Source organism: Fluviicola sp. (assembly GCF_030151805.1).
In the GTDB taxonomy this organism is placed as follows: Bacteria; Bacteroidota; Bacteroidia; order Flavobacteriales_D; family Crocinitomicaceae; genus Fluviicola.
Map to the genome: position 1 here is coordinate 17,783 of NZ_JASLCN010000284.1, position 9,721 is coordinate 27,503.

General features: G+C 41.2%; 9 protein-coding genes. All 9 read right to left on the reverse strand.

Features of this window, described 5'->3' with window-relative positions; translation table 11 throughout:
• Positions 1 to 55 precede the first annotated feature (55 nt).
• Positions 56 to 1,132: a non-hydrolyzing UDP-N-acetylglucosamine 2-epimerase gene (gene wecB / locus Q1V93_RS10855; RefSeq protein ID WP_300664590.1), complete on the reverse strand. Its 1,077-nt coding sequence runs from the start codon at positions 1,130 to 1,132 to the stop codon at positions 56 to 58.
• 3 nt (positions 1,133 to 1,135) lie between these two features.
• The gene (locus tag Q1V93_RS10860) at positions 1,136 to 2,392 is read right to left on the reverse strand and encodes an O-antigen ligase family protein (protein WP_300664592.1); all 1,257 of its coding nucleotides are present in this window, start codon (positions 2,390 to 2,392) and stop codon (positions 1,136 to 1,138) included.
• A gap of 212 nt (positions 2,393 to 2,604) precedes the next feature.
• Positions 2,605 to 3,363 carry an AglZ/HisF2 family acetamidino modification protein gene (locus Q1V93_RS10865; protein ID WP_300664594.1) on the reverse strand — a complete coding sequence of 253 codons (759 nt, stop codon included), beginning with the start codon at positions 3,361 to 3,363 and terminating at the stop codon, positions 2,605 to 2,607.
• On the reverse strand, positions 3,363 to 3,980 hold the full coding sequence (hisH, locus tag Q1V93_RS10870; protein ID WP_300664596.1) for an imidazole glycerol phosphate synthase subunit HisH: 618 nt from the start codon (positions 3,978 to 3,980) through the stop codon (positions 3,363 to 3,365). Before hisH ends, Q1V93_RS10865 begins: the two co-directional genes overlap by 1 nt.
• 53 nt (positions 3,981 to 4,033) lie before the next feature.
• Complete coding sequence (locus Q1V93_RS10875; protein ID WP_300664597.1) at positions 4,034 to 5,311, reverse strand: oligosaccharide flippase family protein; 1,278 nt, start codon at positions 5,309 to 5,311, stop codon at positions 4,034 to 4,036.
• A gap of 90 nt (positions 5,312 to 5,401) precedes the next feature.
• Positions 5,402 to 6,505 (reverse strand): glycosyltransferase family 4 protein, encoded by a 1,104-nt coding sequence (locus Q1V93_RS10880; RefSeq protein ID WP_300664600.1) that lies wholly within the window; start codon positions 6,503 to 6,505, stop codon positions 5,402 to 5,404.
• Between the two features lie 22 nt (positions 6,506 to 6,527).
• Positions 6,528 to 8,327, reverse strand: coding sequence for an asparagine synthase (glutamine-hydrolyzing) (gene asnB, locus Q1V93_RS10885; RefSeq protein ID WP_300664602.1), 1,800 nt, complete (start codon positions 8,325 to 8,327; stop codon positions 6,528 to 6,530).
• 5 nt (positions 8,328 to 8,332) lie between these two features.
• On the reverse strand, positions 8,333 to 9,493 hold the full coding sequence (locus Q1V93_RS10890; RefSeq protein ID WP_300664604.1) for a glycosyltransferase: 1,161 nt from the start codon (positions 9,491 to 9,493) through the stop codon (positions 8,333 to 8,335).
• A partial coding sequence (locus Q1V93_RS10895) for a hypothetical protein (protein ID WP_300664606.1) occupies positions 9,494 to 9,721 on the reverse strand: 228 nt, incomplete at its 5' end.

The following is a 9,721-nucleotide window of genomic DNA, read 5'->3' on the forward strand; positions in this document are numbered from 1 at the left end:
TGTTTATATATCGCGTGTTGTTTTAAAGCTCTTGTCATGAAGTTAGCTAAATAATTCATGAATCTGCAACAACCCTTTTAATCAAATCTGTAATCTTTGTGGTGGACGTTCCATCACCAAAGTGGTTTTTTCTTTCTGTTTGAGGAGAAAAGGAAGCAATAGCTTCTAAAATCCGGTCTTTTGAAGCTCCAACGAGTATATTCCATCCGTCTTCAACCGTCTCGACCCATTCCGTTTCCTCTCTTAATGTAACGCAGGAAACTCCCAAAAAGAAAGCTTCTTTTTGAACTCCGCCGCTATCTGTTACAATTTTTTTTGCAGTGGCCTCTAAACGAACCATATCCAGATAACCCAGCGGCTCAATAATCCGGACGTTTTCAGAAGCTTTTATTCCGTAATCCGACATATATTTCAATGTCCGGGGATGAAGCGGCAAAATAATTTGTTCTCCGGATTCATTCAAGGCTTCAAAAATAGCTTTCAAATGATCTGTATTATTGGTGTTTTCTGCACGGTGAATGGTACAAAGAATAAACTCCTTTTCCCGAAGGTTCAATTCATTCAGAATGGAACTTTTTTCCCGGGCAAGTTCTGCAAAACGCAAAATTCCGTCATACATCACATCGCCAACCAGGTGAACTCCTTCCGTAATTCCTTCCTTTTCAAGGTTTTCGATTGCCGTTTGTGTTGGCACGAACAATAGACCTGACAAATGATCCGTTAAAATCCGGTTTTGTTCTTCCGGCATGGATTTATTGAAACTCCGCAATCCGGCCTCCACATGAATCACCGGAATCAGCATTTTTGATGCGGCCAAAGCCCCTGCCAATGTCGAGTTCGTGTCACCGTAAACCAATACAAAATCCGGTTTTTCGGTTTCGAGCACTTTCTCGATTTCAATCAGCATGGCTCCCGTCATTGCTCCGTGGGAACCCGAACCGATGTTCAAATGATAATCCGGTTTGGGAATATTTAATTCTTCGAAGAATACATCCGACATGTTCGAGTCGTAATGCTGACCGGTGTGAACCAAAACCTCCTCAAAGCTCTCTTTCAAAACAACAGATAAGGCTGCTGCTTTGATAAATTGCGGACGAGCGCCAAGGATAGTAACTATTTTGCGTTTCCCCATTTTTTAATCCTTGTTTTGGTTTTTTCTTTCCGAAATATTTTGAATGAATATCAGCAATACCGGAATCCAGAATGAATAGAACACAACTCCCGACTGACGCTGCAGCATGGATTCAAACAACATATTGAAAGCTAAACCGGAGATCAAAAGCAATAATAAAAAGTTCCGGTGTTTGATTGCTACATAGATGCACGAACCAATCAATCCCAGCAAAATCAATAACCCAAAAATTCCGATTTCCAATGTTGTTTGCAAATACTGATTATGCGGATTGAGATCATCTGTCACCAATTGATGGAAACCATACTGATTCAATCTTCCGAACAAGTACTCGTCTACATTTCCTGTTCCGACTCCAAACGGATGTTCCAAAATCAACTCCGTAGAGATCGTCCACATCACCAGGCGTTTCTGATTTCCCGGAATCGCAGGATCATCTACCCGTTTGGCTAAAAATGCATGCGGATCTGCAACATATTCTGAAATAGCTCCTTTCGTTACCCGTACATCGTCTTCGATCCCGGGAACTTTGCTGAGAATGACAAAAAGCAAAACCGGCCCCAAAAGCAAAACAGCAAGTGCGACCCACTTTCCGAGTTTCCTGTAAAGGAGATAAACAAACAATCCGACCAATACAACTCCCAAAAATAAGATTCCCGCCAGGCTCAAACAGAAGAAATAAAACACCGATGCAAACAAAGTATACGGAATAACGGCAAACAAGGAAAAGCCTTTCCATTTTTTTCGATAACCGTACCACGCCGAAGCTGTTGCAAAGAGCAGGAATCCGGAGAAATAACTCGGATGATGAACCGGAGAGATATAACTGGAAGAAAAACAGTATAGCAACCACTGATGCCGTTCATAACAATTGCAGGAACTCAGGATTCCGATTCCGGCTACAACCAGCGTTCCGGCTATTAATCCGATAACGGACCATTGAAGTTTCCATTCAAATTTCGGCCTGATCGACAATAACAACGGAATAACCAGTAAAGACAATTTGTATTCGGCATATTTCAAGCCATTCGCCAATTCATGGCTAAAAAAGATTCCGATCAGATACGCCACGTAAAGCAGCATCATGAACATTCCCGGACGATTCAGCGACCAACTGACTTCTTTTCTGATATAAGCCACAGCAACCAAAACAAGGAGCAATAGAACCATCGGAGCCGCCAACTTCGGAAAAACCAAGGTCCCAAACGAAAACAATCCGAGATATATGGAAAAAATCTGTCCGAAGCTGACTTGTTTCATGTTACGAATTTAGGAAATAATTAATTGCGGTTTCAGATGACAAATGATTCCTGTGAACAAAATAGGATTGTAAAATATCGGAATAAACTGCCAGCTTAATGATTTTTATTGGGGTCTCAGGTTTAATGACTATTTGCAGCTTGTTTTCGGCTGTCAATCCGGGAAGAAGAAAAAATCAGCTGAATAAGTCATTTTCAAGTAAATCGAAGCACTCAAAAAATCCGCTTCAACTCCTTTTGATCCGGATAAGTGATCAAAACTGCTTTGTGTTTTCCATGAAACACAAACATGCTTCCGGCAGCCACTGCGGATGCTCCGGCATGATTAATTGCTTTGTCGAAATCATCAATAGTATTTGCTCCCCCGCATGCTATCACCGGAATTTGAACAACCGAACTGATTTCCGAAATCAATTCCAGGTCATAACCTTTCATCGTTCCATCCCGGTCTACCGATTGGATCATGAGTTCACCAACCCCGATTTGTTCCAGTTCCACTGCAAATTCTACCGGAGTTTTTTTTGTATTCGCTTTTCCGTTACGCGAATGCAACTCGTACGTTCCCCAAAAATTCTTTTTGACATCCAAAGAGGCCACAATCGTTGAACTTCCGAATTGAGTAATGGCTTCTTTCACCACCTTCAAATCCTGGTATAACAATGAATTGATGACCACTTTCTCCATTCCGATCTTTAAAAGCGCGCGAATATCTTCCAGTGTTTTGATTCCTCCGCCATAAGCCAAAGGCATAAAACATTCTTCTGCGATTTCCCTTAAGGATTCAAATGGAATCGGTTGCAATTCGAACGCAGCTGAAATATTCAGCAAAATCAACTCGTCTACTTCCTTTTCATTAAATATCCGGACCGCATTTAACGGATCTCCAATGTACTTCGGATTTTTAAACTGAACGGTTTTGACCAATCCTCCGCTTTGCACTAGTAAGACAGGAATAACTCTCGGAATCGCCATTAAAAATGAATCATAAAATTGGACAATAACTTCATTCCGTATTTGTGGCTTTTTTCCGGATGAAACTGAACTCCCAGGATATTTTCCTTTTGGAAAGCCGAATCAAATTCGTGAATATAGTGACTGGTTAAAATCACATCTTCCGGATTTTCACACTTGACACAATAAGAGTGCCCGAAATAAAATTTCGGCTCTTCATACATTTCATTCAGTAAAAGACTATCCTTTTTCAACGAGACATATTCCCATCCCATATGAGGAACAGGGAGTTTTTTTGCTGTTTTTGAGGCATCGAAACGAATCGTTTCTGCGTCTATCCAACCCAATCCGTTACGAACACCTTCTTCACTTTTCCGGGTAAATAAATGCATTCCGAGGCAAATTCCTAAAACGGGAGTTTTTTCTTCCTGGACTTTTCGGTTTAATAGCGGGATCAGTTCTTTCTCTTCCAGGTTTTTCATTCCCTGATCAAAAGCTCCAACACCCGGAAGAATGAGTTTTTCAGCAATTTGAATGATTGCATGATCGGAAGTAATCACCGGATCGAATCCGATCTTTCGAAGCATGTTTTTGATAGAACCCGGGTTCCCCAAACCGTAATCAACGATAACAATCATTCAATTCACTTATAAAATCAAGGTAAAAATTACCCATTAAATCGCTCTCTTTTTCACAGCGTACTTTCATCCGTGCGTTTAATCATCCGGATGGCCACTCCGATTACAAAAATGTAAAAGATAAACCGTGCAATACTGAAGCCCCACAAAGCAGATTCCATCTTGTCGGAATAAGCACGACCGATGAAAAAACCGGCTAAAATCACCACCAAATGAAGTACGTCATAATACAACAACACCTGTTGTTTTTGCAAGCGGATAAAAATAAAAGACAGCGAGGAAGAAACAAACCACGCAGCTAACCAAAGTACCATGATGCGGGCTATCGGCATGAGTTCCATCCATTGTTTTCCCAATATTGCAGCAACCATTGAACCCGGAATCAGGTAAACCACCACAATCGGAATCAAAGCAATCAACGCCAGGTTTTTAGCAAATCGGATATACATGTGAAGCAGGTGTTCCTTGCTCTTCGTTTCTGCCAGTTTGGAATAAAACACCTGGGAAAACGAAATGGCCACCACTCCGAATCCTGCAGACAAATAAGTCATCGAAACACCGATCATTCCGACCATTTGTTCTCCGAAATAAACCAGGAACAATTGAAGATAAACCACGTTAATCAAATTCCCTAAAAAAACACTCGGCGTGGTAAAAAACAAAAATTTCTTGTTTTCACGAACAGTTTCACGGCTAATGTTGTTATCCAACAATTTCAATGCCCTGCTGTCCCGTTTTACAAATGTCCGGACGTAATAGAGAACTGCTCCGATAAATCCGGAAAGCCTTCCGATAATCAATCCGAAAACTCCCAGGTTCAGCATCCCTGAAACCAATTTTACAGATTCCGAGGTTCCGGTTTGAACCAGTTTTGCAAATGAAATGACCTTGAATCTTCTTTTACGGTTAAACCAATAAGAAAACAAATCGGTCATGGAAAAGAAAATGATGTATGCCGGCAGAAGGAACAGGTAATTACTTAAACGTGGGGCTTCCAAATAATCCGCAATAAAGTCCCGGAATATCAGCACCAGAACACTACTGATCACTGTCACGATCAACACGATTTTCAATGCTCCGAAAAATAGGTTAATGGCATTTCGTTCCCGGTTTTGCAAAACAATTCCATACTCCAGTTTACCGGAAGCAACCGATGAAAAAAGTTCGGACAACGAAATAAAAACTGCCAGCAAACCGAAATCTGCCGGAGAATAGTAATAACGCTGTAAAATCGGTAAAACAAAAAAGGGAATCAACTGGGAAAGAAGTGAACCACTGAAAAGTACCAGTATGTTCCTTATAAAATCAGATTCCCTAATACGTTGAATCATTTTTTCCTTCTCGTTCTTAGATTACCTTGCGAATTTAACCAAATTGGGCGGATGATGGTATGAAGGGGATTTACTCTTTCCAATCACCTGTTAAAGAGCTTCATAAAGCGCAAAGAGCTTCTTTTTTTCGATCTCCCAATTGTATTTTTCAAGAATGGCAAGCCGTCCGTTTTCGCCCATCTTTTTTGCCTTTTCCGGTTCACTCAACAGGGATTCAATCGCGGAAGCAATCAGCCCGGACTGCGTCGGATCTACACAAATACCGCATTTATTCTCCCCGACAATTTCTTCCCACAAAGAAAAATTTGAGCAAATCACCGGAATTCCGGCACTCATATATTCAAACATCTTAATCGGTAAGGATTCCATATGATTGGGAGTTGGTAAAAGAGTTACCATTCCAATTTTTGAGCGTTGAAAGATCGACAAAAGTTCTTTTCTCCCCACGTAACCATAAAACTCAACCCGGTTCCATGCTTTTTTGGTTTTGACCTGTTCCTCCAACTCTGCAGTTGAAAAATTACCCGCCAGATTTAGTCTGAAATCCGGAAGTAGCGCCAATGCATCCATCAATTCCAGAATTCCACGTACAACCGAAATTCCTCCTACATAACAGATCTCATTCTGTTTGTCGTCCCAACTGGCAGGTTCCATAAGTTCCGTTATCAGCGGGTAATTGCAAACATCTACTGTTTTCGGATGAACCTGAATAAAGCGTTTGCGAATATGTGGCGTAGAAACAACCACTGCACTCAATCGTTTGGCTACATAATTTTCATATTTCTCGAAACAAACGGAAATCAGTTTCCGGAAAATTCTGGGAATCCAGAATTTAGCCATGATCTGACGCGGAACATCTTCGTGCGCATCATAAATCACCTTTTTTCCCCGGCGTTTTAATTTTAATCCGAAACGAAGTAACTCCGGATCGTGAAAATGATAAATTTCCGCATCAACTGCTTTTGCCGCTTTGTACACTTCTTTTGCAGTAAAAAGCATCCGGCTGATTCTACCTCTTGATTTCGAGCCGGCATGAATAAACTTCACGTCACCCGGTAATGTATCCGATTGATAAGCCGAAACCAAAAAAACTTCATAACCTGCTTCAGCAAGAGAAGTACATTCTTTGTGAAAGATTCGAATATCGTCCGGTTTATGAGCCGAAGTAAAATGACAGACTTTTGGTTTATTCATTTATTTCTCTTAACAAGTTCATTTAAGCAATCCGGACATTAAACAACAATTCCCATTTTGCCAGATTGTAGATCCTCCAACGCATCCGTTTATCCAATTGATTCAAATCCAATTGATTTAAATCTGAAATCGCATTAAAAATAACTGATTTGCGGATTACCTTTTCCATTTCAGCAGCATGTTTTTCCAGCCACAAATTTTCAGGGGCATTGAATCCCAGTTTGTTCTTACGCCAAACTATTTCTTTTGGCAATAATCCTGACATTCCCTTTCGCAAAACATATTTTGTCCAGCCATCGTAAATTTTAGCTTCGTTTTCCATATTCAAAGCAAATTCAACAACCCGGTAATCAATAAACGGCAGCCTGGCTTCAACAGAATGCTTCATGGAGTTTTTATCTTCGTAACGGAGCAAATGAGGCAGCTGACTTCTTGTCAATTCCATCTTCTGCATTTTCCGAACATCCGAATAACTCTCCGATACTTTTCTCAACGCTTCGGATTTGAAATGTTCCAAATATTCCGGACGGATGAAATTTGCACGGCGCTTTACCCTGTTTAAACGGCTCTTGTAATTTCCGAAATACAACATGTATTTGATTGCTTCCAACATGCTCAGGCGCGAGTTCTTTTTGGAATTCAACAGTGCTTTCAAGCGTTTAGACCAGGGTAAACTGCGGATCAATGCCGGATAGTAACGTTCGTAACCCAGAAGCGTTTCATCGCCTCCTTGTCCGTCCAGCATCACGATACAATTATTTTTCCGGGCTTCTTTAAAGACGAAATACTGCATAAACACGGAAGGACTTCCAAACGGCTCTTCCTGCGTATAAATGACTTCGTCCATATTGCTTTCGAAGTCCTGGTATCCCGGAACAACGGTTTTCAGATTCAAATTCAGATGCCCCGAAACCAAGGTAGCAAACGCACTTTCATCGGTAGCCGCTTCCTCTGATTTGGCATGAATGGCGTAAAATTGCTCCTGGTAATTGTAATTTTTACTTGCCAATGCTGCAACGGTACTCGAATCAAGCCCTCCGCTCAAACAAGTTCCTACGCGTACATCCGAACGCATACGCAGCTTGACACTTTCCTCCAAAAGCGAAATATAACCCGGAATTGAATCGCCGTTTGCCGTTTCTTTCCCTTCATCCGGCAACGAATAGAACGCTTCGATCTGATAGCTGTTTTGTGCTAAATCAAAGGTCAGATTGTGCCCGGGAGTCAACTTCACAATTCCCTTAAAGAAGGTTTCATCCGAAGCTTCTTCTATTCCGGTAATAATAAAATCCAATGCTACCGGCAAATTCAGGAGCGGCTGTTCCTCCAATAATTGTTTGATCTCCGACCCGAAACGGAATTCTTCTTCGGAAATCGTATAATAAAACGGCTTGATTCCAAACCTGTCGCGGCTGCAAAAAAGCACTTTCTTTTCTTTGTCCAGGATGGCAAAAGACCACATTCCGTTAAAACGTGTCACGCATTCTTTTCCCCAAAGATCGTATGCCGCCAGGATAACTTCCGTGTCCGATTCTGACTTGAACGAGTATCCTTCTTTGAGCAGTACTTCACGAATTTCAATGTAGTTGTATACTTCACCGTTGAAAACGATTGTGTATTTCTCTTCCCAGTGCATGGGTTGTTTTCCCAATTCGGAAAGATCCAGGATGGCTAATCTCCGATGTCCGAGAGCCACATTCTGATAACAGTAAATTCCTTCTCCATCCGGGCCCCGGTGTTCAATAATGTCATTCATTCTGCGGATTTCCCGTTCAGAATCTATCATTGTTTTTCTTGCTACAATTCCACTAATTCCACACATTTGAATCAAGCATTAGATTTTGAAACGATCGTTTGATACACATCCATCAATTGGTTGATGACTACCTCATTCGAAAACCGGTCAATTGCATGTTTTCGGATCATTTCTTTGTTATAAGCAGCGTGATTTTCAATCATCCGGATCATTGCCGAAGCAAGATCTGCCGCATTCTGTTCACAAAGAATTCCCACTTCCGGAGAAGTAACAATTGATTCCGGTCCGAAGCATTTTGTTGACACGACCGGTTTTCCGCAACTCAGTGCTTCAATCAATACCACTCCGAAGGTTTCCACCCTGCTGGAAAGTACGAAAGCATCCATTTGCTGCATTTCTTTCACAATTTCATTTCTGGGTAATACTCCCAAAAAATCTACCTGGTTGTCTACCTTCAGTTCTTTAGCATATTCCCTGGTAGTTTGCTCATCCGGTCCTGTTCCTGCAAGTCTCAAACGAGATTCCGGATGAATTTCCAGCACTTTCGCAAATGCTTCCAGAAGCATCGGTTGATTTTTCTCCACCACAAATGCTGCGGCGTTGAAAAAGGTGAATTCTGTGTTTTCCTTTGGCTCAGGGTTTAGTTGAAAAATATTCGTGTCCACCACGTTCGGAATGTACTGAAATTCTCTTCCGTAACGTTTTGTCATGATCCGGGCAAAGGGAACACTCACGGCTATTGCAACATCAGCCTGTTCGAAAACGGCTTTTGCAAAAGGTTCCAAACCGGGAGCCACGATATCGTCTATGAATTGCGTCGAATGTTCGGTTACTACGTAAGGAATTCCAAATTTCTTTTTTGCATCTATTGCCTGCAGTCCTGATTGAAATCCGTGAAGGTGAATCAAATCCGGTTTTCCGAATTCCCGGATATATTCCTCAATCAGTTTCATGGCTTCTTTGCGCGATTTGAGCATCCGGTAACGATGTACTTTCGGAAGATTCAAAAAGGTATAAACAACTGTTCTGACATCATTTCTGACTGTTTTTTTCACACCGAAAGACCAAAGTCTTTTTTTCAAAACCGCTTTAATCGATACCGGAACCGTGGCAATAACCGCAACCTGGTTCTCTTTGTTCCGCGCCAGAGATTCTGCCTGATCACGAAAAAAGATTCCCTGATTCAAAGAATATTCTGTTGGATAACCGGAAGCAAGTATGAGAATGTGCATTTAAGCCTGTTTTGATTTCTTAATAAAATAGATCGCAATAAATATCGCAAACAAATAATACACCGACTGACTGATTGAGAATCCCCACAGTGCACTGGTCAATGATGGATTAATGAATTTTGCGGTAAAAAAACCAATTATTACCAATAACAAATGTACACAATCGAATAACAACATTTCTTTTTGACGTCCCAAACGAATATAAATAAAGGACAAAGAAGAGGATAC

What these genes read in the sequence shown, in the direction of transcription:
- wecB (WP_300664590.1), bottom strand. Translation starts at nt 1,132, where the DNA reads ATGGGGAAACGCAAAATAGTTACTATCCTTGGCGCTCGTCCGCAATTT.
- Q1V93_RS10860 (WP_300664592.1), bottom strand. Translation starts at nt 2,392, where the DNA reads ATGAAACAAGTCAGCTTCGGACAGATTTTTTCCATATATCTCGGATTG.
- Q1V93_RS10865 (WP_300664594.1), bottom strand. Translation starts at nt 3,363, where the DNA reads ATGGCGATTCCGAGAGTTATTCCTGTCTTACTAGTGCAAAGCGGAGGA.
- hisH (WP_300664596.1), bottom strand. Translation starts at nt 3,980, where the DNA reads ATGATTGTTATCGTTGATTACGGTTTGGGGAACCCGGGTTCTATCAAA.
- Q1V93_RS10875 (WP_300664597.1), bottom strand. Translation starts at nt 5,311, where the DNA reads ATGATTCAACGTATTAGGGAATCTGATTTTATAAGGAACATACTGGTA.
- Q1V93_RS10880 (WP_300664600.1), bottom strand. Translation starts at nt 6,505, where the DNA reads ATGAATAAACCAAAAGTCTGTCATTTTACTTCGGCTCATAAACCGGAC.
- asnB (WP_300664602.1), bottom strand. Translation starts at nt 8,327, where the DNA reads ATGTGTGGAATTAGTGGAATTGTAGCAAGAAAAACAATGATAGATTCT.
- Q1V93_RS10890 (WP_300664604.1), bottom strand. Translation starts at nt 9,493, where the DNA reads ATGCACATTCTCATACTTGCTTCCGGTTATCCAACAGAATATTCTTTG.